Annotated in this window: 24 protein-coding genes and 1 riboswitch; of the genes, 12 read left to right on the plus strand and 12 right to left on the minus strand. The window is 69.9% G+C overall.

What is annotated here, in order from left to right; all coding sequences use genetic code 11:
• On the minus strand, nucleotides 1-193 hold a 193-nt coding region (locus tag ACK42S_RS05195), incomplete at its 3' end, for a transposase (protein ID WP_409704186.1).
• Between the two features lie 214 nt (nucleotides 194-407).
• Between ACK42S_RS05195 and ACK42S_RS05200 the strand changes: the two genes are divergently transcribed.
• Nucleotides 408-1,388 (plus strand): AraC family transcriptional regulator, encoded by a 981-nt coding sequence (locus tag ACK42S_RS05200; protein WP_409704188.1) that lies wholly within the window; start codon nucleotides 408-410, stop codon nucleotides 1,386-1,388.
• Between the two features lie 39 nt (nucleotides 1,389-1,427).
• Here ACK42S_RS05200 and ACK42S_RS05205 read toward each other — a convergent pair whose 3' ends face one another.
• The 5 genes from ACK42S_RS05205 to ACK42S_RS05225 form a co-directional block, all read right to left on the minus strand.
• The gene (locus tag ACK42S_RS05205; RefSeq protein ID WP_409704190.1) at nucleotides 1,428-2,255 is read right to left on the minus strand and encodes an alpha/beta fold hydrolase; all 828 of its coding nucleotides are present in this window, start codon (nucleotides 2,253-2,255) and stop codon (nucleotides 1,428-1,430) included.
• A 225-nt stretch (nucleotides 2,256-2,480) separates the two neighbouring features.
• The gene (locus tag ACK42S_RS05210; protein ID WP_409704192.1) at nucleotides 2,481-2,954 is read right to left on the minus strand and encodes a universal stress protein; all 474 of its coding nucleotides are present in this window, start codon (nucleotides 2,952-2,954) and stop codon (nucleotides 2,481-2,483) included.
• 83 nt (nucleotides 2,955-3,037) lie between these two features.
• Nucleotides 3,038-3,406, minus strand: coding sequence for a YbaN family protein (locus tag ACK42S_RS05215; protein WP_409704194.1), 369 nt, complete (start codon nucleotides 3,404-3,406; stop codon nucleotides 3,038-3,040).
• 191 nt (nucleotides 3,407-3,597) lie between these two features.
• The gene (locus tag ACK42S_RS05220; protein WP_409704196.1) at nucleotides 3,598-4,062 is read right to left on the minus strand and encodes a DUF1854 domain-containing protein; all 465 of its coding nucleotides are present in this window, start codon (nucleotides 4,060-4,062) and stop codon (nucleotides 3,598-3,600) included.
• A 14-nt stretch (nucleotides 4,063-4,076) separates the two neighbouring features.
• On the minus strand, nucleotides 4,077-6,344 hold the full coding sequence (locus ACK42S_RS05225; protein WP_409704198.1) for an ABC transporter ATP-binding protein: 2,268 nt from the start codon (nucleotides 6,342-6,344) through the stop codon (nucleotides 4,077-4,079).
• Between the two features lie 156 nt (nucleotides 6,345-6,500).
• Between ACK42S_RS05225 and cphA (ACK42S_RS05230) the strand changes: the two genes are divergently transcribed.
• Both cphA (ACK42S_RS05230) and cphA (ACK42S_RS05235) read left to right on the plus strand, forming a co-directional pair.
• Entirely contained in the window at nucleotides 6,501-8,744 is a 2,244-nt protein-coding gene (gene cphA, locus ACK42S_RS05230) for a cyanophycin synthetase (protein ID WP_409704200.1), read from the plus strand.
• 22 nt (nucleotides 8,745-8,766) lie between these two features.
• A complete protein-coding gene (cphA, locus tag ACK42S_RS05235; RefSeq protein ID WP_409704202.1) occupies nucleotides 8,767-11,337 on the plus strand; it encodes a cyanophycin synthetase in 2,571 nt (856 codons plus the stop codon).
• Here cphA (ACK42S_RS05235) and ACK42S_RS05240 read toward each other — a convergent pair whose 3' ends face one another.
• Nucleotides 11,338-11,910: a TMEM165/GDT1 family protein gene (locus tag ACK42S_RS05240; RefSeq protein WP_409704204.1), complete on the minus strand. Its 573-nt coding sequence runs from the start codon at nucleotides 11,908-11,910 to the stop codon at nucleotides 11,338-11,340. It abuts the gene before it with no gap.
• A gap of 7 nt (nucleotides 11,911-11,917) precedes the next feature.
• Nucleotides 11,918-12,113: riboswitch (yybP-ykoY riboswitch) on the minus strand.
• 47 nt (nucleotides 12,114-12,160) lie between these two features.
• Here ACK42S_RS05240 and ACK42S_RS05245 point away from each other — a divergent pair.
• The gene (locus ACK42S_RS05245; protein WP_409704206.1) at nucleotides 12,161-13,111 is read left to right on the plus strand and encodes a GNAT family N-acetyltransferase; all 951 of its coding nucleotides are present in this window, start codon (nucleotides 12,161-12,163) and stop codon (nucleotides 13,109-13,111) included.
• Nucleotides 13,112-13,114: 3 nt separating this feature from the next.
• On the opposite strand, the gene ACK42S_RS05250 is transcribed toward ACK42S_RS05245, so the two are convergent.
• The 3 genes from ACK42S_RS05250 to ACK42S_RS05260 are packed head-to-tail and all read right to left on the minus strand — an operon-like array spanning nucleotide 13,115 to nucleotide 14,636.
• Nucleotides 13,115-14,050, minus strand: a complete 936-nt coding sequence (locus ACK42S_RS05250; RefSeq protein WP_409704208.1) for a Na/Pi cotransporter family protein — start codon at nucleotides 14,048-14,050, stop codon at nucleotides 13,115-13,117.
• 15 nt (nucleotides 14,051-14,065) lie between these two features.
• Nucleotides 14,066-14,287: an RNA-binding S4 domain-containing protein gene (locus ACK42S_RS05255; protein WP_409704210.1), complete on the minus strand. Its 222-nt coding sequence runs from the start codon at nucleotides 14,285-14,287 to the stop codon at nucleotides 14,066-14,068.
• Nucleotide 14,288: 1 nt separating this feature from the next.
• Nucleotides 14,289-14,636 carry an FKBP-type peptidyl-prolyl cis-trans isomerase gene (locus ACK42S_RS05260; protein ID WP_409704212.1) on the minus strand — a complete coding sequence of 116 codons (348 nt, stop codon included), beginning with the start codon at nucleotides 14,634-14,636 and terminating at the stop codon, nucleotides 14,289-14,291.
• 142 nt (nucleotides 14,637-14,778) lie between these two features.
• Between ACK42S_RS05260 and ACK42S_RS05265 the strand changes: the two genes are divergently transcribed.
• Together ACK42S_RS05265 and ACK42S_RS05270 are read left to right on the plus strand one after the other, a co-directional pair.
• Entirely contained in the window at nucleotides 14,779-16,104 is a 1,326-nt protein-coding gene (locus ACK42S_RS05265; RefSeq protein ID WP_409704214.1) for an EAL domain-containing protein, read from the plus strand.
• Nucleotides 16,105-16,160: 56 nt separating this feature from the next.
• Entirely contained in the window at nucleotides 16,161-18,458 is a 2,298-nt protein-coding gene (locus tag ACK42S_RS05270) for a response regulator (protein ID WP_409704216.1), read from the plus strand.
• Between the two features lie 55 nt (nucleotides 18,459-18,513).
• On the opposite strand, the gene ACK42S_RS05275 is transcribed toward ACK42S_RS05270, so the two are convergent.
• Nucleotides 18,514-19,113 carry a DUF924 family protein gene (locus ACK42S_RS05275; protein ID WP_409704218.1) on the minus strand — a complete coding sequence of 200 codons (600 nt, stop codon included), beginning with the start codon at nucleotides 19,111-19,113 and terminating at the stop codon, nucleotides 18,514-18,516.
• Complete coding sequence (locus ACK42S_RS05280) at nucleotides 19,101-19,379, minus strand: GNAT family N-acetyltransferase (RefSeq protein ID WP_409704220.1); 279 nt, start codon at nucleotides 19,377-19,379, stop codon at nucleotides 19,101-19,103. Before ACK42S_RS05280 ends, ACK42S_RS05275 begins: the two co-directional genes overlap by 13 nt.
• A gap of 239 nt (nucleotides 19,380-19,618) precedes the next feature.
• On the opposite strand from ACK42S_RS05280, the gene ACK42S_RS05285 reads away from it, so the two are divergent.
• The 6 genes from ACK42S_RS05285 to ACK42S_RS05310 all read left to right on the plus strand — a co-directional run.
• A complete protein-coding gene (locus tag ACK42S_RS05285) occupies nucleotides 19,619-19,969 on the plus strand; it encodes a hypothetical protein (protein WP_409704222.1) in 351 nt (116 codons plus the stop codon).
• 72 nt (nucleotides 19,970-20,041) lie between these two features.
• Nucleotides 20,042-21,109, plus strand: coding sequence for an aldo/keto reductase (locus ACK42S_RS05290; protein WP_409704224.1), 1,068 nt, complete (start codon nucleotides 20,042-20,044; stop codon nucleotides 21,107-21,109).
• Nucleotides 21,110-21,120: 11 nt separating this feature from the next.
• Nucleotides 21,121-21,612: an aminoacyl-tRNA deacylase gene (locus ACK42S_RS05295; protein ID WP_409704226.1), complete on the plus strand. Its 492-nt coding sequence runs from the start codon at nucleotides 21,121-21,123 to the stop codon at nucleotides 21,610-21,612.
• A gap of 38 nt (nucleotides 21,613-21,650) precedes the next feature.
• Nucleotides 21,651-22,310 (plus strand): glycerol-3-phosphate 1-O-acyltransferase PlsY, encoded by a 660-nt coding sequence (gene plsY, locus ACK42S_RS05300; RefSeq protein WP_409704228.1) that lies wholly within the window; start codon nucleotides 21,651-21,653, stop codon nucleotides 22,308-22,310.
• 10 nt (nucleotides 22,311-22,320) lie between these two features.
• Nucleotides 22,321-22,671, plus strand: coding sequence for a RidA family protein (locus tag ACK42S_RS05305; RefSeq protein WP_409704230.1), 351 nt, complete (start codon nucleotides 22,321-22,323; stop codon nucleotides 22,669-22,671).
• 25 nt (nucleotides 22,672-22,696) lie between these two features.
• The coding region (locus ACK42S_RS05310; protein WP_409704233.1) for a PAS domain S-box protein at nucleotides 22,697-23,571 on the plus strand (875 nt) is incomplete at its 3' end.

Consider the following 23,571-nt stretch of genomic DNA (forward strand, 5'->3'; position numbering starts at 1 on the left):
TTGCGTTCTCGGCTTCCAACTCACGCAGTCGCTTCGCGTCGCTGGCCTCCATGCCGCCGAACTTCGCCCGCCACTTGTAGAACGTGGCCGTACTGAAGCCTTCCTTGCGGCACAGGTCCGCCACGTTCACGCCGGCGTCAGCCTGCTTGATGAACCCAATGATCTGCTCTTCCGTGTACCTGCTCTTGCGCATCGCGCTTCCTTTGCGTTGCGCGGATTTTGTTCGCTTCGGCTGGTACGGATCTCGGGGAGCAGGTCAAACGGACTAAGTGGGCGGATCAGGCATGATGGAGTCTTCTGTGTTCACCGATGAGTGCCCAGCGGCCTGATGGACCGTGTTATTCGGCTTGGCGATGCGAACCGACACGAAGGGAATCACCCGTGCCACTGTTTCGGCCCGATTGGGGATGCTGATCGCGGGGCTGGTGGCGGCTCGTGGGGAGGACGCACAGGCCTTGCTGGATGCCGCGGGCTGTGATCCCGCATGGCTGGCTGACCCGGACGCTCGCATGCCTCTGGAGGTCGAGACCCGCTTGTGGGAGAGCGCAGCCCAGGCCACCCGCGACCCTCATTTCGGGCTGAACGCGGCCCGCACGATCCGACCCGGTGTGTTTCAGGTATTGGACTACGCGGTTCGTACCGCCCCGGACTTGCGCACCGCGCTGGAGCGGCTGGCACGCTACAACCGGCTGATGCACGACCTGGCGCACTTTGAGCTCGTTCCCGTGGGCGAGACCGTGCGTGTCGAACACCGTTTTGACGACCCTGCGATGCGGCCGTGCCGACACGCCAGCGAGTTCACGCTGGCTTCGTTGATCGTGGTTGCGTCGCAGATCAGTGGAGAAGCGGTGCAGGCATTGGCCGTTGCGTTGGCCCATCCCGCGCCCGGTACCGAGATGCAAATTTATCGGTCGATGTTCGGCGTTACGCCCAGTTTCGGGGCTTCCATCTCGTGTCTGGTGTTCAGTGCCCAGGTGCTGGAGCGCCCCGTGCCGTCGGCCGATCCCGAGCTTTCGCGCATCGTCACCGCGCATGCCGAACGCCTGCTGGCGGCCCGAGAGCCTTGTGCCCTCAGCCTGCGCGGCCGGGTTCAGCGCGAGGTGGTGCGAGAGCTGGCCAACGGTACGGCCTCACTCGATCGAATCGCGCGCACGCTGAACCTGAGCACGCGCAGTCTGCAGCGACGGCTCAGCGAGGAAGGCTGTCGATTTGCCGACGTGCTCGACGAGGTGCGCCGCAGCCTGGCATTGCAGTACATCGCCGATGAGCGAATGGCACTGGGCGAGCTGGCTTACATGTTGGGTTACTCCGAACCCAGCGCATTCCACCGTGCCTTCAAACGCTGGACTGGCATGACGCCGCAGACCGCTCGCCGGCAGCATCGTTGAGCGTCCTGCCGAGCGGCATCGATGCGGGATGCGCTGCTTTCAACAGTGCTGGATGCGTTCGAGAAAGGCCAGCAGGGCCGGTGCGACTTGCTCGGGCATTTCCAGATGGGGGTAGTGCCCGGCGCCTTCGACAAGGAGCGGCTCGGTGCCCAGCAGGCCCGCTACCCACCGGGCCTCTGCGACCGGATCGGGAAAATCCGGGTCGCGCGTGCCCATGACCACCAGCGCTGGCAGCCGAGTCCGTGCGACGATCGCCTCGGTGATGGCCTTGGACAACCCGACCATGGTGCGTAGCGCCTGCATGCGTCCTGGTTCACGCAGATTGGCCGCCAGGGCGGCTCGGGCGGCCGCATGGTCCTGCGGTTTACGGCTGGGGAAGAGGCTGTTCCAGAAGGCCATCCAAAATGCCACGCGCCAGGGTCCGCCAAAGCCCACTGTCACCGCCAGCCGAAGCAGCCAAGACGGCTGGCCGTCCCGGACCACGGGCCCCAGCAGCGCCGCGCCCCGCACCCGCTGCGGCGCCTCATGCGCTGCCCACAACGCCGATCCGGCGGCAAACGAATGGCCCAGGATAACGGCTGGTCCGCCGCCCAGGTGATCGATCAGGGCCAAGGCATCGCGGCCGACCGCGCGGGCGGAGTAGTCGTCCCAGTGCGCATCGGTTTGCCCATGGCCTCGGATGTCCATCGTCACCACACGATAGCCTGCCTCGGTCAGCCGCGGGCGCAGCGCCCGGTACTGCGAGCGCAGGTCGCCCATGCCGGGAATGGCCAGCACCAGCGGGCCCTGGCCCCCGGTGTCGTCGTAGGCCACGCGGCCGGACCCGACGGTGAGAAAGCGGGTCGGCAGATCGAATGTGGAGCTCATGCAGACGTGAATGGGTTGATGCGTGAAGCCTTCACTGTGCCGAACCCCGCTCGACGGTGCCGTGACCGAGTGCGCCGAATCATTGACGGTGCACGCCAAACACCGAGATCGACGGTTGGGACCGGCCGTGCCGAAGTCAAAGTGGGCGGTCAGGCGGAGGAGGGCGGGCGGCTGTGGCGATCCTTCGCGTCATCGTCCGGCGCGCGCCCTCGGCGCGCCGCCAGGTCAGTCCACCGCAGGCTCGTCCAGCGCTTCGGCCGCCGCATCGGGCTCGGGGGGCTTGACGATGGTGACGGGCACCGGCGAGTCGTCGAGCACGGCGCGCGAGACGGAGCCGAAGAGGCCCGCGCGCAGGGCGCCGATGCCGCGGGCGCCCATCACGATGGCCTGGCAGGCGTGGGTTTCGGCCAGCTCAATGAGCGTGTGGGCGGGGTCGCCGCTGGCAATCACGCTGTCGAACGGCAGCCCGGCTGCGCGCAGCAGCGCTTCGGCGCCCTCCAGGGCATGGCGGCCCGCGCCCTCGGCCACGCCTTCGAGCACCTCGGCATCATGCACCGTGACCACTTCGTACAGGGTGGGCGGCTCTTGCACGTTGGCCAGCACGAAGTGGGCTTGCAGGCCGCTGCGCACCAGCTCGACGGCATGGCGCACGGCCCACAGCGAGAGCTCGGAGCCATCGACGGGCAGCAGGATCTTCATGGTGCACTCCCGGGTGTTGTCGGTGTGCGTCCTTTCTACCCCAGAAGCCCCTGGCTGCCCAGAGGGGGATCAAGCAGGCCGGATCAGGCCTCCGGGCGGCGCCACAGCCACAGGGCCACGCCCAGCAGGACGAGGTAGACCCCGCCGCGCACCCAGGGCGCCACGGGGCTCCACCACAGCAAGGCGGCGCTGCCCAGCATCATCACCGTGGCCAGCCATTTGGCCCGGCGGGGCACGGCACCGCGCTCGCGCCACTGACGGATCACCGGGCCATGCCGCGGGTGGGCCAGCAGCCGGGCCTCCAGGCTGGGCCAGCCCCGCCCGCCGGCCCAGGCGGCCAACAGCAGGAAGGGCACGGTGGGCAGCACCGGGAGCACCACGCCCACCAGCCCCAGCAGCAGCGACACGCCGGCAAGCGTGCGCCAGAGCAGCAGGCGGGTGTGTCGGATCATCGGCAGCGCTCACACGGGCAGAGATGGGCCCGATGGTAGCCCGGACCGGCCGGGTTCATTTCATCCCCAGGCGGCGTGGGAGCTTGTGCAGGTTGCCGGCATCCAGGCCGAGGACGCGGGCGGCCGCGGCCCCCTGCGGCGAAGCCGTCCTGCAGCACCTCTTCCCGGAGACGCGGCGCTGGATGGGCGTCTCAGAGGAAGCGATCGAGCAGGCGGCGGCTGGTGCGGTCCAGCGCCGCCGGGTCGCGGATCAGGTAGCTCACGCCCTCGCGGTCGGCGATCAGCAGGCGGCCACCGGGCAGCCGCCGGATGTCTTCCTCGCCCTTGAGCACGAGCTGCGTGGGGCCGCGATCGGTCTCGATGTGCCAGGTGCTGGGGGTGGCGAAGCTGGAGACGGCCACCAGTCGCGTGATTTCGGGCATGAATTCGCGCTGGGCGAGTTCTTCCTCGATCAGTGCGCGCGCGGTCGGTGCCAGGGCCTGCAGCCGGTCGATCCAGGCGACCTCGTGGCCTTCGGGGGCCACCAGCGACAGACCCTCGTCAGGCGCGGTGATGGGGAAGGCGCGCACGGGCACGACGCCCACATGCACCTGACCCTGGGCGTCGGTGCAGACGAGCTGGCCGTGCGGGTTGCGGTGAAGTTGGAACGCGGTCATGGCACAGGCTCCGTTCAGGCGCTGCGGGCCGGTTGGTCGTGCCAGGCCTCGGGCGGGCTGCCCTCGCTGTCGACGTTGCGGGCCTGGGCTTCGTACAGGCGCCAGTAGGCGCCGCGGCGTGCCATCAGCTCCTCGTGCGGGCCCACCTCGACGATCTCGCCGCGGTCCATCACCACCAGGCGGTCGGCCTTGCGCAGCGTGGACAGACGATGCGCGATGGCGATCGTCGTGCGGCCCTGCACCAGATTGTCCAGGGCCTTCTGGATTTCCTGCTCGGTCTCGGTGTCCACCGCCGAGGTGGCCTCGTCCAGGATCAGGATGCGCGGGTCGATCAGCAGCGCGCGGGCGATCGAGATGCGCTGGCGCTCGCCGCCCGACAGGCCCTGCCCGCGTTCGCCCACCAGCGAGTCATAGCCCTGGGGCAGGCGCAGGATGAACTCATGCGCATGGGCAGCCCGGGCCGCGGCGACGATCTCCTCGCGCGTGGCCTCGGGCTTGCCGTAGGCGATGTTCTCGGCGATGGTGCCGAAGAAGAGGAAGGGTTCCTGCAGCACCAGGCCGATGTGGCGGCGCCAGTCGGCCACGGCCACCTGGCGGATGTCGATGCCGTCCACCCGGATGGCGCCCTCGCTCACGTCGTGGAAGCGGCAGATCAGGTTCACGAGTGTGCTCTTGCCCGAGCCGCTGTGGCCCACCAGGCCGATCATCTCGCCCGGGCGGATGTCCAGATTCAGCCCTTGGATGACGCGCCGGTGTCCATAGCGGAAGCCCACGTCCTCGAGCTGGATGCGCCCTTGCACCTGGGGCAATGGCACCGGCTGCGCCGGCTCGGGCACGGACGAGACGTGGTCGAGGATGTCGAAGATGCGCTTGGCTCCGGCCGCGGCCTTTTGGGTGACCGAGACGATGCGGCTCATGGAGTCGAGCCGGGTGTAGAAGCGCCCGATGTAGGCCAGGAAGGCGGTGAGCGTGCCCACGGTGATGTCGCCGCGCGAGACCTGCCAGATGCCGAAGGCCCACACCACGAGCAGGCCGATCTCGGTGAGCAGCGACACCGTGGGCGTGAACAGCGACCACACGCGGTTGAGCCGGTCGTTGACCACCAGGTTGTGGCGGTTGGCCTCCCGGAAGCGCCGTGCCTCGCGGCCTTCCTGGGCAAAGGCCTTGACCACGCGGATGCCCGGGATGGTGTCGGCCAGCACGTTGGTGACCTCGCCCCAGACCCGGTCGATCTTCTCGAAGCCGGTGCGCAGCCGGTCGCGCACCACGTGGATCATCCAGGCGATGAAGGGCAGGGGCAGCAGCGTGACCAGCGCCAGCCAGGGGTTGATGGAAAAGAGGATGACCGAGGTCATCGCGATCATCAGCACGTCGGTGGCGAAGTCGAGCAGGTGCAGCGAGAGGAAGACGTTGATGCGGTCGGTTTCGCTGCCGATGCGCGCCATCAGGTCGCCGGTGCGCTTGCCGCCGAAGTATTCCAGCGACAGCTTGAGCAGGTGCTCGTAGGTGGTGGTGCGCAGGTCGGCGCCGATGCGTTCACTCACCAGCGCCAGGATGTAAGTGCGTGCCCACCCCAGGCCCCAGGCGGCCAGCGCGGCCAGCAGCAGCCCGCCCAGCAGCCAGGCCACCAGCGCGGTGTCGATGGCCTGTCCGTTCTGGTAGGGGATCAGCACCCGGTCCATCAGCGGCATGGTCAGGTAGGGCGGCACCAGCGTCGCGGCGGTCGAGGCCAGGGTCAGCGCGAAGCCGGCCAGCAACTGGCCGCGGTAGGGCCGGGCGAAACGCCACAGGCGCAGCAGGGTCCAGGTGGACGGCGGGGTGGCTTCGGGGTCGGCTTCGGCCGACTCGGGCGCCTCGGCCGGCGTAGCGTCGGGCTCGGGCCCGGGGGCCGCCTCGCCTTGCAGCCAACGCTGTTGCGTCTGGAAACGTTCGATCAGGGCCTGGGCCGCAGGCTGGCGCCCAAGCCTCAGGTGCCACACGGCCAGCCGGCGCTGGGCGTCGTGCAGGGCCAGATGGGCCACTCCGGCGTGGTCGCTCAGGCGCAGCTCCAGCGCCGGGTTCAAAGACCATGCGCGCCATGGGGCTTCAGGGTGGTCGCGGGCCAGCAGACGGCGGTCGGTCAGCACCAGCCACTGGGGTGAAAACTGCAGCCGGGCGTCGAGGTCAACCTCCAGCGTGGCCAGAACGTTCTCGGCAGGAGCCAGTGCAGGGCGCAACCCGGCCGGCCAGGGGTCGCAAGGGCTGCCGGCCAGGTCGGTTCGGAGGGAGACGGACAAGTTCATGGATTCGTGGACCCCGTCGGACGGGGGAGGGACGGGGCGCCGGGGGCGGCCCGGACGGCCGCACGACGCCCTGGGAGTGCTCACGCGCGAACCCCTGCACAGGTTGACATGCAAGCGCCGCAGGGGCGGCAGGATCGGGACAGAGGGTTGTCAGTCATGAGTCACAGAAGTATCGAATTCCTACGCATCGCCTACCTGCGCGGGCCCAATCTCTGGACCTACCGGCCGGTGATCGAGGCCTGGGTGGACATCGGCGAGCTGGAGGACCATCCCTCCAACACCCTGCCTGGCTTCTACGAACGCCTGTCGACCTGGCTGCCCGGCCTCATCGAACACCGCTGCGGCGTGGGCGAGCGCGGGGGCTTCCTCCAGCGTCTGCGCGAAGGCACCTGGCCGGCCCACATCATGGAACACGTGGCCATCGAGCTGCAGACCCTGGCTGGCATGCCCACCGGCTTTGGCAAGGCCCGCTCCACCGCCACCCGCGGCGTCTACAAGGTGGTGGTGCGTGCCCGCCAGGAAGAGGTCGGCCGCACCGCCATTGTCGCAGCCCGCGACCTGGTGATGGCGGCGATCGAGGACCGCCCCTTCGACGTGGCGGCCACCGTGGCCCACCTGCGCGAGCTGGTCGACCGCCGCTGCCTGGGCCCCAGCACCGCCTGCATCGTCGATGCGGCGGCCGATCGCAAAATCCCGTCCATCCGCCTGAGCCAGGGCAACCTGGTGCAGCTCGGCTATGGCCGGGCGCAGCGCCGCATCTGGACGGCCGAGACCGACCGCACCTCGGCAATCGCCGAAAGCATCGCCAGTGACAAGGAGCTCACCCGCCGGCTGCTGGCGGCCGCAGGCGTGTGTGTGCCCGAAGGCCGCGTGGCGCGGGATCCGGCCGACGCCTGGGAGGCGGCCCAGGAGATTGGCCTGCCGGTGGTGGTCAAGCCGTCCGACGCCAACCACGGCCGCGGCATCTCCATCGAGCTGCGCCGTCGCGAGGACATCGAGGCCGCCTTCCATGTGGCCGCGCGCGAGGGCAGTGAGGTGCTGGTCGAGCGCTACATCCCCGGCGGCGAACACCGCCTGCTGGTGGTGGGCGACCGGGTGGTGGCCGCCTCCCGGGGCGATGCCGCCTGGGTCACGGGCGACGGCCGCTCCACCGTGGCCCAGCTCGTCGAGGCCCAGGTCAACAGCGACCCGCGCCGCGGCGAGGACGAGGCCTTTCCGCTGGACATCGTGCGCCTGCACGAGCCGGCCAATGTGCTGGAACTGGCCCGCCAGGGCTGCACCGCCGACACCGTGCCACCTGCCGGCCAGAAGGTGCGGGTACAGCGCAATGGCAACCTCGCCATCGACGTGACCGACCGGGTGCACCCCGAAGTGGCCGAGATGGTGGCGCTGGCTGCGCGGGTGGTGGGGCTGGACATCGCCGGCGTGGACGTGGTGGCCGAGGACATCGGCCGTCCCCTGGCCCAGCAGGGCGGGGCCATCGTCGAAGTGAACGCCGGCCCCGGCCTGCTCATGCACCTGAAGCCGGCCGAGGGCGAGCCACGGCCGGTGGGCCAGGCCATCGTCGACCACCTCTTCCCCAAGGGCGAGACCGGGCGCATCCCCGTGGTGGGCGTCAGCGGTGCGCAGGGCACCACCCTCACGGCCCGCCTGCTGGCCTGGCTGCTGCACCTGGGCGGCCGCCATGTGGGCCTGGCCTGCGGCGAGGGCCTGTACCTGGGCCGCCGCCGCGTCGAGGCGGGCGACCGCGCCACCTGGGCGGCCGGTCAGCGTGTGCTGATGAACCGCATGGTCGATGCCGCCGTGATCGAAAACGGCCCGGAGGCCATCGTGCGTGACGGCCTGGCCTACGACCGCTGCCAGGTGGGCATCGTCACTGGCGTGGCTGGCGCCGCCTCGCTGGCGTCCTACCATGTCCACGACGACGAGCAGCTCTACACCGTGCTGCGCACCCAGGTGGACGTGGTGCTGCCCGAGGGCGTGGCCGTGCTCAACGCCGACGACCTGCTGGCCGCGCAGATGGCCCCGCTGTGCGATGGCGACGTGATCTTCTACGCCCGCGACGGCCAGCGCGAGGTGATCGAAACCCACCTGGCCGCCGGCCGCCGGGCGGTCTTTTTGCGCGGCCACCGGGTGCTGATGGTGCACGGCGCGAAGGAGACCGCGCTCATTGAGTGGCGCTGCCTGCCGGTCGTGGAAGGCCACGCGCCCGAAGCCGTGCTCGGCGCCGTGATGGCCGCCTCGGCGGCGGCCTGGGGCCTGGGCATGGAGATCGACCTGATCCGCGCTGGCATCAAGACCTTCGCCACCCAGTCGGTCCCGCCGGCTGCCGCCCCGCTGCCCGTGCTCGCCCATGCCGCTGCGACGGCCGAGACCCCGGCTCTGGCCAGCGCCGCCTGAATCCGACGAAAAGACCTGCATCATGGACGTTTCCCGCATCCGGGCCCTGCGCGGCCCCAATCTCTGGACGCGCCGCACCGCCATCGAGGCGGTGGTGATCCTGCGCGACGATGAGCTCGACCTCGAAACCTGTCCCGGCTTCGAGGCTCGCCTGCGTGCGCGCTTCCCCGAGATCGGCGCGCTGTGTTCCACGGGGCACACCGGGGCGGTCTCGATGGCCGATGCCTTGGCGGCCGCCGCGCTGGGCCTGCATGCCCAGGCCGGATGCCCGGTGACCTTCAGCCGCACCACCGCCACCCCTGAGGAACGTGTGTTCCAGGTGGTGGTCGAGTACAGCGAGGAGCCGGTGGGCCGCCTGGCCTTCGAACTGGCCCAGGCGCTGTGCGAGGCCGCGGCGCAGGACACCCCCTTCGACCTCGCCGACGCCCTGGCCCGCCTGCGTGAACTCGACGAGGACGTGCGCCTGGGCCCGAGCACCGGCAGCATCGTGCAGGCCGCGGTGGCGCGGGGCATCCCCTACCGGCGCCTCACCGAAGGCAGCATGGTGCAGTTCGGCTGGGGCAGCAAGCAGCGCCGCATCCAGGCCGCCGAGATGGACCGCACCTCGGCGATCGCCGAATCCATCGCCCAGGACAAAGAGCTCACCAAGGAGTTGCTGCTGGCTGCCGGTGTGCCGGTGCCCCAGGGCCGGCCGGTGACGGACTTCGACGACGCCCGCCGTGCTGCGGCCGAGATCGGCTGGCCGGTGGTGGTCAAGCCGCGCGATGGCAACCAGGGCAAGGGCGTGACCGTCAACATCGTCAGCGACGAACACCTGCGCATCGCCTACGACGCTGCGCGTGCAATCAGCGACGAGGTGCTGGTCGAGCGTTTCATTCCCGGCTACGACTTCCGCCTGCTGGTGGTGGGGGACCGCCTCGTGGCCGCGGCCCGGCGCGACCCGCCGCATGTGATCGGCGACGGCCTGCACAGCATCCGCGAACTGGTGGACCAGGCCAACACCGACCCGCGCCGCGGCGACGGCCATGCGACGCCGCTCACGCGCATGCGCATCGATGACATCGCGCTGGCCCGACTGGCCCAGCAGGGCTTCGGGCCGGACGACATTCCGCCCAAGGGCCGGCGTGTCGTGCTGCGCAACAACGCCAACCTGAGCACCGGCGGCACGGCCACCGATGTGACTGACGATGTCCACCCCGAGGTGGCGGCACGGGCCGTCGATGCCGCGCGCATGATCGGCCTGGACATCTGCGGGGTGGATGTGGTGTGCGAGAGCCTGCAGCAACCCCTGGAGGCGCAAGGCGGCGGTGTGGTGGAGGTGAATGCCGCGCCGGGGCTGCGCATGCACCTGAGCCCCTCCTACGGCAAGGGCCGCCCGGTTGGCGAGGCCATCATCGACGCCATGTTCGCGCCGGGCGAGGACGGCCGCATCCCGTTGGTGGCCGTCACCGGCACCAACGGCAAGACCACGGTGGTGCGCCTGACCGCGCACATCCTGTCGCGCCAGGGCTGGCGCGTGGGCATGACCAACACCGACGGCGTCTACATCCAGGGCCGACGCATCGACACCGGCGACTGCAGCGGCCCGCGCAGCGCGCGCAACGTGCTGGCCCACCCGGACGTGGACGCCGCGGTGTTCGAGACCGCGCGCGGCGGCATCTTGCGCGAAGGCCTGGGCTTCGACCGCTGCCAGGTGGCCGTGGTCACCAACATCGGCCTGGGCGACCACCTGGGCCTGAACTACATCACCACCGTCGAGGACCTGGCCGTGCTCAAGCGTGTCATCGTCCAGAACGTCGCGCCCACCGGCATGGCCGTGCTCAACGCAGCCGACCCGATCGTCGCAGCGATGGCCGAGAACTGCCCCGGCGAGGTCACCTACTTCGCGGCCGACCGCTTCCACCCGGTGATGGCCGCCCATCGCGTGCAGGGCCACCGCGTGGTCTATGTGGACCGCGGGGACATCGTGGCCGAACAGGCCGGTGCCAAGCACCGCTTTCCGCTGGCCGAGGTGCCGCTCACGCGCAACGGCACCATCGGCTTCCAGGTCGAGAACGCGATGGCCGCCGTGGCGGCGGCCTGGGCGGCCGGCGCCGGCTGGGATGCCATCCGCACCGGCTTGCTGACCTTCGAGAGCGATGCCGACAACGCGCCGGGGCGCTTCAATGTCTTCACCGTGCGCGGCGCCACCGTGATCGCCGACTACGGCCACAACCCCGACGCGATGGGCGCGCTGGTGCGCGCCGTCGAGGCGATGCCGGCGAAACGCCGCACCGTCGTGATCAGCGGTGCGGGCGACCGCCGAGACGACGACATCCGGCAACAAACGCGCATCCTGGGCACGGCCTTCGACACCGTGATCCTCTACCAGGACCAATGCCAGCGCGGCCGCGCCGATGGCGAGGTGCTGGCGCTGTTGCGCGAGGGCCTCCAAGGGGTCAGCCGTACGCGCGACATCCAGGAGATCCGCGGCGAGTTCGCCGCGATCGATGCGGCGCTGGCAAGCCTGCGCGAGGGCGACCTGTGCCTCATCCTCATCGACCAGGTCGACGAGGCCCTGGCTCACTTGGGCCGGCGCATGGCCGAGTTGTGATCAGAACACCTGGCCGACGTCGAACAGGGCCAGCAGGCCCAGCAGCAAAAAGAGGGCGGCGGCCAAGCGGTGGATCTGCCCGATCGGCAAGCGCCGCGTGAGGCGCTCGCCCAGCAGCACCGCCGGTGCGTTGGCGATCATCATGCCCAGTGTGGTACCCAGCACCACCGCGGTGAAGGCCGCGTACTGGGCCGCCAGCGCCACGGTGGCGACCTGGGTCTTGTCGCCCATCTCGGCCAGGAAAAAGGCCAGCGCCGTGGTGCCGAAGACGCCGAAGCGTGCGGACTGCACCCCTTGGGTTTCGTCCAGCCTGTCCGGGATGAGCATCCACACCGCCATCGCGAGGAAGGACAAGCCCAGCACCCCGCGCATCACCTCGGCGCCCACCGCCGAGGTGATCCAGGCGCCCAGCGCGCCGGCTCCTGCATGGTTGGCCAGGGTGGCGGCGAAGATGCCGAGCAGGATGGGAATGGGGCGGCGGTAGCGAGCGGCCAGCAGCAACGAGAGCAACTGCGTCTTGTCGCCCATTTCCGCAAGGGCGACGAGGCCGGTCGAGATGAGAAAGGCTTCCACGGGACAAGGTTCTCCGGCCGGCGTTGACACCCATGACCGCACCCGCCCCCGGCACGCGGGCGGGCACGATCAAAGGTCTCGCCAAGTCCGGTCGACCCCCTGTGCCATGCCCGCAAGCGGGCAAGCCTGTTGACACAGGACCCTCTCATCGCGCCGATGTCGCGAAGGAGGGAGGCTACTCCCCAATGACAGGAGCTCATTGTAGCGGCTGGCGGCATACTGGGGCCCTTGCGCATTCCAGGAGCTCTCCTTGTCCCCGCACGCCGACCTGCCCCACGCCCAGCACCTGCGCGCCGCCGAGCCCGGCGATTTGCCGGCCATCGAGGCCTTGCTGCGCGAGCATGCCTTGCCCACCGCGGGTGTGGCCGAGCATCTGGCCGACTTTCTTGTGGCGCGTGATGCCAGCGCTCTGATGGGCTGCGCCGGCCTGGAGTTCCACGGTGAGGGCGTGCTGCTGCGCTCGGTGGTGGCGCGCACCGGGCACCAGGGCCTGGGCGGGCAGATGGTGCGTGCGGCCCTGCGCCAGGCCCGCCAGCGAGGCGCCCAGTGGGCCGTGCTGCGCACCACCACGGCCGAGGGCTTCTTCGCCCAACAGGGCTTCCGCCGCGTCGAGCTGACCGCAGTGCCCACGGCGGTGAAGGCCTCGATCGAGTTCCACGGTGCCTGCCCGGACGCCAGCATCACGATGCTGCGGGACCTGCGCTCGGGCGTGAGCGTGCGCGCCGCGCGCGAGGACGACATGCCCGCCGTGCTCGAGATCTACAACGAGGAAGTGCGCCACAGCACCGCCACCTACCAGTACGCCGAGCGCACGCTTGACGAACAGGTGGCGCAATGGCTGGCCAAGCGGGCCGACGGCCACCGCTTCTTCGTGGCCGTCACCGATGAGGACCAGGTGGTCGGCTATGCCAACTACGGCCTGTTCCGCCCTCGCGAGGGCTGGCGCTTCACCTGCGAGCACTCGGTCTATCTGCACCGCGACTGGCGCGGCCGCGGCCTGGGCAAGCTGCTGCTGCCGGCGGTGATGGCCCATGCGCGCGAACGGGGCTTCCACAGCATGGTGGGCGTGGTCGATGCCGCCAATGTCGCCTCGGTGCGCCTGCACGAGGCCCTGGGCTTCACGGTGGCCGGCGTGATCCGCGAAGGCGGCTACAAGTTCGACCGTTGGCTCGACGTGGCCTTCATGCAAGCCATGCTCTGAGGCTCAGGGGCGGGCCGGCAGGGCCCAGTGCTCCAGCCGCGGTGCATACGCGGGCAGGAAGATGAGGAACAGGGCGCTCGTGGCGATGTTGAACATCAGATGGGCCACGGCCACCGCCATGTCCGGTGTGGGCGAGTGCTTCACCACGGCCTGTGCGAAAACGATCAGCACCGGCGCGAACATCAGGGCTCCCGCGAGCTTGAAGCCGGTGTTGATGACGGCCGTGCGGCGCGCCAGCGACCCCATCGACAGCGACGCGATCAGGCCCGTCACCGTGGTGCCCACGTTCGAACCCACCACCAGGTAGACGGCCGCTTCGGGCGTGAGCACCTGCTGCTGCACGAGCACCACGGCCAGGCCGGTGGTGACCGAGGAACTCTGCAAGAGCGCCGTGATGACGATGCCGGCCATCACGCCCACCCAGGGGTTGCCGGCCTGGGCCAGCACCTCCAGCACGGCCGGGCTCTCGCGCAGCGGAGCCAATGCAATCCCAATGAGATCGAGCGCAAACAGCACGAAACCGAAGTAGAAAAGCACCTTACCAGCGGGCTTCCACCGCGTAGGCGCCACGGCCGAGACCAGGGCCCCCAGGGTCAGTGCCACAGGCCCAAGCGCCGTCAGCTTGAGCGAGACGAGCCAGGCCGTGGCCGTGGTCCCCACGTTGGCGCCCAGCAGCACCGCGAGTGCCCCGCGAAAACCCAGCACGCCGGCGTCCACCAGCGCAATCGCCAGCGAGGACACGGCCGAGGACGACTGGATGAAGGCGGTGAAACCCGCTCCCAGCAGGGCGGCTGCATAGCGATTGGCGGTGGCGCGGCCCAGCCAGGCGCGCAGGCGTTCACCGCCTGCGGTCATCAGTTCCTGCGAAAAGCCCGACAGACCGAAGAGGAAGAGCACCACGGCGCTGACCGCCGAGAAGATCCACTGCCACTCGGTCATGGTTGCGGGGGCTGCTCAGGCAGGGGCCTTCACATGGATGCGCAGGCCATCGATCGTGACGACCTGGCCGGCGCGGATCTTGGCAGCCTTGCGCGTCTCGGGCTGACCATCGACCTCGACGCGGCCGGCCGCCACCAGGGCCTTGCCGTGGCCGCCGCTGCCGGCGGCGCCGGCGAGTTTGAGCAGGGCGTGCAGCTCGATGTGCCCGCCGCGCAGTTCGAAGTCGACGTCGGGCATGTCAGACGGCCAGCAGTTCCACCTCGAACAGCAGCGTCGCGTTCGGCGGAATCACGCCGCCGGCGCCGCGGGCACCATAGCCAAGCTGCGGCGGGATGACCAGGCGGCGCGTGCCGCCCACCCTCATGCCTTGGACGCCTTCGTCCCAGCCGCGGATCACCATGCCGGCGCCCAAGGGGAACACGAAAGGATCGTTGCGGTCCTTGCTGGAGTCGAACTTGGCACCAGGCCGGCCGTCCTCATAGAGCCAGCCGGTGTAATGCACCGTGACGTGGCGGCCGGCGCGCGCCTCGTCGCCGTGGCCAGCCACGGTGTCTTCGTACTGCAGCCCGGAGGCGGTGGTGATCATGGGGATCCTTTCTGCGTGAGACCCGGCCCTGGGGGGCTGGGGGAGGGGACGGGGCGTCACGGTAGCACAGCTTCACGACCGCAGCCGGGAGACGATCGGCCGCGGCGGGATTTCTCGGCCACAATGAGCGCATTGCATCGTCGTGCCTTCGTTCGTGGACCCGTCGCCACCCCCCGATCCTTCACCAGCCTTACCGGCCGATGAGGCCGTGCTGGCCTTGCTGGCTGCCGGCGAGCGACAGGAGGATGGGCGCTGGACGGCCCGCCACGGCCGCTACCGCCTGCACTCCCAGTTCCAGCCGATCTACAGCCTGTCCCACCACCGGGCCGTCGGGCATGAGGCGCTGCTGCGGGCGCTGGATGAGCAGGGCCGCGCCGTGGCGCCGCCGTCGGTCCTGGCGGCGGCGACTTCGCCCGACGACCTGGTGCGGCTGGACCGCCTGTGCCGGCTGGTGCATGTGGGCAACTTCAGCGCGCTGGCGGGGCCGGACCACCCGTGGCTCTTCCTGAACATCCACCCCGGGGTGTTCGTGCGCGGCCCCGATCTGGGCGGGCAGCGCTACATGCGCGCCCTGCTCGAGCGCTTCGGGCTGAAGCCATCCCAGGTGGTGCTGGAGGTGACCGAGGACATGGTCGGACGCGACCAGGGCTTCGAGCGTGCGGTCGCCGAGGCCCGGGAGTTGGGCTGCCTGCTGGCACTGGACGACTTCGGGGCGGGCCATTCGAACTTCGACCGGGTCTGGCGCATCCGCCCCGAGATCGTCAAACTCGACCGCAGCCTCGTGCGTCGCGCGGCCACCGAGCCGCGCATCGGCCGCATTGCCACGCAGATGGTCTCGCTGCTGCATGCCTGCGGGGCCATGGTGCTGATGGAAGGCATCGAGACGATGGACGAGGCCTATCTCGCGCTGCAGGCCGATGTGGACTTCGTGCAGGGCTATCTGTTCTCGCGTCCTGCGCCGGTGCTGGTGGGGCATGACGAGCCCCGGCGGGTGATCGATGCGGTGTGGCAGCGTTTCGATGCCCGTTTCGAGGCCGACAAGCGCGCCGAGCGTGAGCGCGTGGCGCCGTACATGAACGCCATCGGTCACGCCGCCACCTTGCTGCAAGCCGGCCTGCCGCTGGAGGTGTGCTGCCAGGAGTTCCTGATGCTGCCCGGGGCCGAGCTGTGCTACCTGATCGATGAGCAGGGGCTGCAGATCGGGCACAACGTCACCGCGCCGGGTTTCGAGGCCAAGCGCTCCGCGCAGTTCGCGCCGCTGCGCGATGCCAGCGGCGCACGCTGGGCGCGCAGGCCCTACTTTCGCCGGGCGCTGGACCAATTCGGGCGTGTGCAGGTCACGCGACCGTACCTGACCGTTCACGGCGCCCACTTGTGCGTCACCGTCTCCATCAGCCTGCGCTGGCAAGGCCAGCTGGTGGTGCTGGGCGGCGACATCGACTGGGACATCCACCCCGAGCTGGGGTAAGCTGTCTGCGTGACCGAGGCTTGCGGCCGCCCACCACCCCCACCCTCCGAGCCCGCATGTCCATGCCCCCGCTGCCCGCTCCCAGCACCACCGAGGCTGCCTCGGTGCGGGCCACCCCCCCTTGCGCACAAGCCGACGACACGAGGTCCTGGCGGCGGCCGCAGGTGCGCGAACCCGCGCAGCTCGAAGCGCGCATGCGCGAGCGCCTGTTCTGGTTCACCATGGCCCTCAGCCTGGCGGCGGCCTTCGGCCTGGCGGCCTATTTCTGGTGGCTGCAACGGCCCGTGCTGGTCGGGGTGATCGCGTCCTACCTGCCTCCGGCTCTGGTGGTGTCGGTCTACGTGGCCCGCACCGGGCGCATCCGGCGGGGCATCGCCGCGCTGATGGTGTCGCTCGCCGCCGTGCTGGTGGCGCTCACCTGGCTGCTGGGGGGCTGGACCGCACCGACGCTGTGGTGGTTGGTGCTGCTGCCGATGATGTGGATGCTGACCGGTGCGCGGCGCGAGGGCCTGATGCTCGGTGGGGCCATCCTGGTGGTGCTGGCGTTGACGCCCTGGGCCGTCAACCGGCTGGGGCTGCCCGATCTGTCGCCCACCGCGGCGGCGCAGCGTGCTCTCGACGGCGGGGTCTGGGCGGCCGCTGCGCTGGTGCTGTTCGGCTGCTTCGTGCTGTATGCCCTGACGCTACGTCGCGGCTTGCGCCGCGAGCTCACGTTGGCCCTGCGCGAGTTGCGACGCTCACGCGACGAGGCCCTGGCCGCCTCGCAGGTCAAGGCCCGCTTCCTGGCCAACATGAGCCATGAGGTGCGCACCCCCATCAACGGCATCCTCGGTGCGATCGAATTGCTGCGCAGCACGCCACTCGATGCCCGCCAACAGCAGATCGTGGCCTTGCAGCGCCAGAGCCTGGACACGCTGATGGCCCTGGTCAACGATGTGCTCGACTACACCAAGATCGAGGCCGGGCGCATGGAGCTCGAGCCCGTGGAGACCGATCTGCGCGAGCTGGCCTTCGATGCCCTGGAGCTGCACGCGGCCGTGGCGCACGAGAAGGGTCTGGAGCTCACGCTGGGGCTGGCGCCCGAGGTGCCGGCCGTCGTGCGGGTGGACCCGACCCGGCTGCGCCAGGTGCTGGGCCATCTGGTGTCCAACGCCGTGCGCTATACCGTCCGTGGCGGAGTACACATCCAGATCGGGATCGAGCCCGAGGGCTTGTCCGAGGGTCAGGCCCGCCTGCACATCGAGGTGCAGGACACCGGCGTGGGCATCGCCCCCGAACTCCTGCCCCGGCTGTTCGAAGCCTTTCCGCGCAGCGATGAGTCCACCACCCGTGCCTCCGGGGGCACCGGCCTGGGCCTGGCGATCTGCCGCGAGCTGGTCCAGCTCATGGGGGGCAGGATCTCGGCGCGCAGCGAGCCGCACAAGGGCTCGGTCTTCACGCTGGAGCTGACGCTCGATCACATCGAACAGCCCAGTGCCGGCCTGCCGCCCGGCGTGCCGCTGCATGTGCTGGTGGTGGCCAACTACCTGCGGCTGGTGCAGCATGTGCAGGCCGGTTTGCGCGAGTTCGGCGTGAGCTATGAGGTCAAGCCGGTGCCGCCCACCCAGGCCGAGCTGCAGGTGCTGCGCGATCAGGGCATCAACGCCATTTTGCTCGACGAAAAGCTGCTGGGCGCGCGCGGGCACGACCGCCTGGAGCAGATGGCCCGCGAAGCCGGCCTGCCGGTGCTGCTGATGCGCGGGGTCTCCAGCGACACCACGATGGGCATGCTCGATGGCGTGTTCGTGCTGTCCAAGCCGGTGCGCCCGCACGCGTTGCACGACGGCCTGCGGTGGGCCTTGCACGCCCGCCGTCAGAGCGGCCGCCCGATGCCCGGGCCGACGCTGCCGGCGCCGCCGGCGGCCGAGCGTGCGGTGCTGGCCGGCCGTGTCCTGCTGGTGGACGACAACCCCGTCAACCAGGTCATGACCCAGGCGATGCTCGAGCGCCTGGGTCTGGCCGTGGTGGTGGCCGGCGACGGAAAGGAGGCGCTCAACCGCTTTGCCGAGCAGACCTTCGACATCGTGCTCATGGACGTGCAGATGCCCGGGATGGACGGGCTCACCGCGACCGAAAAGCTGCGCGCGATCGAACGCCAGGCGGGCCGCGGTCGCACCCCGGTCGTTGCGGTCACGGGCAACCCCGAGCCCGAAGTGCGCCAGCGTGGCCAGGCCGCCGGCATGGACGATTTCCTGGGCAAGCCCTTCACGCTGGACCAGCTGCAGCGCACGCTGCTGCGCTGGCAGCCCGAGCTGCTGCCCGGCCCCGCCCCGGTGCGGCCCGTTGGCCCGACGGCCGGAGACGGCTTGTCCTGAGAGGCGGCGCTCGATCGCCCGGGGGGCGAGAGGCCAGGGCCGGCACCGCGACGCGTTAGAAGCCCGCACCCGGCTGGGCCAGGTAGGCCTCTTCCTCGGCAGTGCTGGTCCGGCCCAGCACCGCATTGCGATGTGGAAAGCGCCCGAACCGCAGGATCAGATCGCGATGGCGGTGGGCATAGTCCAGCGCATCGGCCAGGCGGGCATCCTCAGCGGCCAGCGCGGTGAACAGGCGCACGCTCTCGTCCTGCTCGGCGATGTCCTCCGCATGCTCGAACGGCAGGTACGCGAACCAGCGCTGCAGACTCGACAGGCGCCGGTCCTCGCCGGTGGACACCAGGCCCTGGGCCAGCGCCAGGGCCCGGGCATCACCGGCAAAAGCGCGCGGACTGCCCCGGTGGACATTGCGGCTGAACTGGTCGAGCACCAGGATGAGCGCGAGCGTGCCGTCCGGCGTGGCCGTCCAGTCCTGCAGCCCGCCGGCGAGGGCCTGCTCCAGCCAGGGGCCGAAGCGCGAGGCGATCAGGCGGTCGAAGCCCGGGTCCTTACGGAACCACTGGGCCCGCGGCTGCCCGCGCGATGTGCCGTCATCGCCGTCGAACCAGAAATCGAGCACCACCCGTGCCGGCGGCGGCGTGGCACTCACCGTGCCCATAGCGCCTGGGTCTCGGGGTGGCGCTGCATGTAGGTCCGCACATAGGAGCACAGCGGATCGACCTTGAGCCCGTGGGCGCGTGCATGGTCGAGCGCGGCTTGCACGAGCTGCGCCGCGATGCCCTGCCCGCGCAAGACCGGTGGCACGCCGGTGTGGGTCATGTGCATGACGCCGTCGCGCAGTTCGTAGTCGGCGACGCAGAGCAGGCCATCGAGCGCCGCCTCGAAGCGCTGCGCGGCAGGGTTGTGGGTGATTTCGACGGGCATGGGCAGGTTCCAGGACGGGCATTGGAGTGTTGATGGTGCCATGCCTGGCCGTCCCGGTCTTCACTGCGGTCAAGGCTGCACTGTGCCGCTGCCCTGCCGCCGGGCCGTGGCCCGCCCGTCCGTGGGGGAGGGCATGGACACCGCCCGGCCCTCGGCGCACCATGGCAGCCTGAGCAACCATCTTGAACGTCAAGCGTGATGTAGCGCCCGCCCGCGCGCGCCAGCCACGGAGGTTTGCGATGAACGAGCTGATGATGCCGCCTGCCCCGCCGGCCCCGGGGTTTCGCACCCTGCTGTACCGCTACTGGTTCTTCGCCTGGCTGTTCCGCGATGCAGGCCGGGGGACGGTGTTCGAGCGTTCTGCCGCCTGGCGTCACAACCGCGAACAGGCGCGCTGGCTGCCCACCTATCTGCGCCGCTGGTCCACCCTGGGGGTCGTCCTCTTCGTGTTGGGCGCGCTGGTCGAACTGGCCGGCGGCGCGGCCCTGCTGGCGGCGCTGTTCTTCGTGCCCTCGGCGATCAGCGTGCCGGTCAATGCGGTGATCAGCGTGGCTTGGCTGGGCTTGAAGCTGTTACCCGGGCCGCTGTGAGGTCTGGGCATCGCCGGCGGGGTCGCAGGGGCTGCACGTGCAGGCCGCTTCGCGCTTTGGCACACTTGCACCATGAACTCTGCAATGCCCCTGCGCACCCTGGGCCACAGCGGCCTGCACGTCACGCCTGTCTGTTTGGGCACCATGACCTTCGGCGAACAGGTCGATGAAGCCACCGCGCACCGCATCCTCGATCGTGCGCTGGAGCTGGGGCTCAACTTCCTCGACACGGCCGAGATGTACCCCGTGCCGCCCTCGGCCGAACGCTACGGCGACACCGAACGCATCCTGGGCCGTTGGTTCGTCTCGCGCCCCGGGGTGCGCGAGCGGCTGGTGCTGGCCACCAAGGTGGCCGGCCCGGTGCGCGGCTACGGATGGATCCGCCAGGGCAGCGCCGACCTGAAGGCGCAGGACATCCTCAAGGCTTGCGACGACAGCCTTCGGCGGTTGCACACCGATGTCATCGACCTCTACCAGATCCACTGGCCGGTGCGCAACGTGCCGATGTTCGGGGCGCTGTACTTCGACCCTTCGCGCGACAGGCCCGTGTCGTCGATCCACGAGCAGCTCGATGCCCTGGGGCGCCTGGTGCGCGAGGGCAAGGTGCGTGCGATCGGTCTGTCCAATGAGACGCCCTATGGCGTGGCCGAGTTCGTGCGTGTGGCCGAACAGCATGGCCTGCCGCACGTGGCCACCGTGCAGAACCCGTACAGCCTGGTCAATCGCTCGGTCGAGAACGGTTTGGACGAGGTGATGCACCGCCACGGCGTCTCGCTGCTGGCGTATTCGCCGCTGGCCTTCGGGCTGCTGACCGGCAAGTACGACGAGGGCGGCCTGACGGGCGGCGCCAAGGGCCGGCTCGCGCAGTTCGAATCCATGCGTCAGCAGCGCTGGGGCCGCCCCGAGGCCCTGGCGGCGGCCCGTCGCTACAACGCCCTGGCGCGCGAGCATGGGCTCACGCCCACGCAGATGGCCCTGGCCTTCTGCTACACGAAGTGGCAGGTGACGAGCACGATCATCGGCGTCACCAGCCTGGCACAGCTCGACGAGGACGTGGCCGCTTATGGCACCACGTTGTCGCCCGAGCTGCTCGAAGCCATCGACCGCATCCGCTGGGAGATGCGCGACCCGGCGCAGTGACCTCGGGCGTCATGGCCCGAACGCCACACGTCAGCGAGACCCCGGCCACGCAGTGGCTGCGCCGGCAGGGGGTGTCTTTCAGCGAGCACGTCTACGACTATGTCGAGCATGGCGGCACCGCCGAGTCGGCGCGCCAACTCGGGCTGGACGAGCATCGGATCGTCAAGACCCTGGTGATGCAGGACCAGGACGGCCGCCCACTCCTGGTGCTGATGCACGGTGACCGTCAGGTGAGCCTCAAGGCCCTGGCGCGCGAGATCGGCGCCAAGAAGGTCGAGCCTTGTCGGCCCGAGGTGGCCGAGCGTCACAGCGGCTACAAGGTGGGGGGCACCTCGCCCTTCGGCACGCGCAAGGCCATGCCGGTCTATGTGGAGGCCGGCATCCTGGAGTTGCCGCGCATCTGCATCAACGGCGGCCGCCGCGGCTACCTCGTCGGGCTGGAGCCCGCGGTGCTGACCGAGCGGCTGGGAGCGCGGCCGGTGCGGTGCGCCAGTGCAGAATAGGCGTCCTACGCATTTCACCCACATCGCCAAGACCGTCCATGGAGACTGCCTACGCCCTGGCCGCCATCGCCGCCGGCTACCTGCTCGGCTCGCTGTCGTTTGCCGTGATCATCAGCCGGCTGATGGGTCTGCACGACCCGCGCACCTACGGCTCGGGCAACCCCGGCGCCACCAACGTGCTGCGCTCGGGCAACAAGGCGGCGGCCATCCTGACCTTGGTGTTCGATGCCCTCAAGGGCTATGTGCCAGTGGTGCTCGTGCTGCTGTTCGGGCCAGCCTACGGCATGGGCGCGGGCACGGCGGCGCTGGTGGGGGTGGCGGCCTTCATCGGCCACCTCTGGCCGGTGTTTTTCCGCTTCCAGGGTGGCAAGGGCGTGGCCACAGCCGCGGGCGTGCTCCTGGGCATCAACCCCTGGCTCGGGCTGGCGACGCTGCTGACCTGGCTCATCATTGCCGTCTTCTTCCGCTACGCCTCGCTGGCCTCGATCACCGCGGCGGTCTTCGCGCCGTTCTACCAGATGCTCATCTGGGGGGCGGGACCGGTGGCCGGGGCCATCTTGCTGATGAGCCTGTTGCTGGTGTGGCGTCACAGTGCGAACATTCAGAAGCTGATCGCCGGCACCGAGAGCCGCATCGGCCAGAAGGCCGTGCCGCCGGCACCGGCAGGGTCCCACCGGCCCCCCCGCAAACGTCACTGAAGGATTCCCCATGGTGCAACGTTTCCACCCCGGAGCGCGCCTGTCCGAGATGGCGGTGCACAACGGCACGGTCTACCTGGCCGGCCAGGTGCCCGAGGACGGCACCCAGGACATCCGCGGACAGACGGCCCAGGTGCTGGCCGCGATCGATCGGCTGCTGGCGCAGGCCGGCAGTGGCAAGGACCGCATCCTGATGGCGCAGATCTTCCTGGCCGATCTGGCCGATTACGACGGCATGAACGAAGTCTGGGATGCCTGGATCGGCGAGGTCCCGGGCCAGGCCCCACCGCGTGCCACGGTGCAAGCACGGCTCGCGCGGCCCGAGTGGCGCATCGAAGTGGTGGTCACGGCGGCGGTGTGAGCCGCAGCCGAAGCGGGCGGCCTGTATGAACCCCCACCAGCGTTCCAGGCGGCCGGCGGCCCAAACGAGCCTGGAGCGCGCGCCGCAGCTGCTGCGCCATGTGTTCGAGACCAGCCCGGACTGCATCACTCTCACCGAGCGGGCCACCGGCCGCTACGTGATGGTCAATGCCGAGTTCACACGCATCACCGGCTACACCCCCGAGGAGGTGATCGGCAGGACATCTTCCGAGCTGGGCATTTGGGTCCACGCCGCTGACCGCCAGCGGCTCTTGGAGGCGATCGCACGCGAGCACGCAGTGCGCGACCTGGTCGTCCATTTCCGCATCAAGAGCGGCCAGGTGCTCAAGATGCTGGTCTCGGGCTCGTGCTTCGACTGGCAGGGCCTGTCCTACCTCGTGCTCAATGTGCGCGACGTCTCGGAGATCGAACGTGTGCGCCTGCAGCAAGATGCCATCTTGCAGAATGCCTCCATCGGCATTGCTTTCACGCGCGACCGTGTCTTCGTGCATGCCAACCCGCGCATGGAGGAGATTTTCGGCTGGCCGCCGGGCACGCTGACCGGCCAGCCGGGTTCGGTGGTGTGGTGCAGCGCACAGGACTACCAGCGCATCGGCCGCGAGGCCGGCCCGGTGCTGTCGCGCGGCGAGCCCTTCGAGACCGAGTCGTTGATGGCGCGGCGCGACGGCAGCACGCTGTGGTGCAAGGTGCGTGGTCGTGCGGTCGATCGTGTCGAGCCTGCCGTGGGCGGCACCATCTGGATCGTCGAGGACATCACCGAGCGCAAGCGCTTCGAGCAGGAACTGGCGGCCGCGCGCGATGCCGCCGCGGCCGCCAGCCGGGCCAAGAGCGCCTTCCTGGCCAACATGAGCCACGAACTGCGCACGCCGCTGCACGGCCT

The sequence above is a fragment of the Caldimonas sp. genome (assembly GCF_046289365.1).
In the GTDB taxonomy this organism is placed as follows: Bacteria; Pseudomonadota; Gammaproteobacteria; order Burkholderiales; family Burkholderiaceae_C; genus Caldimonas.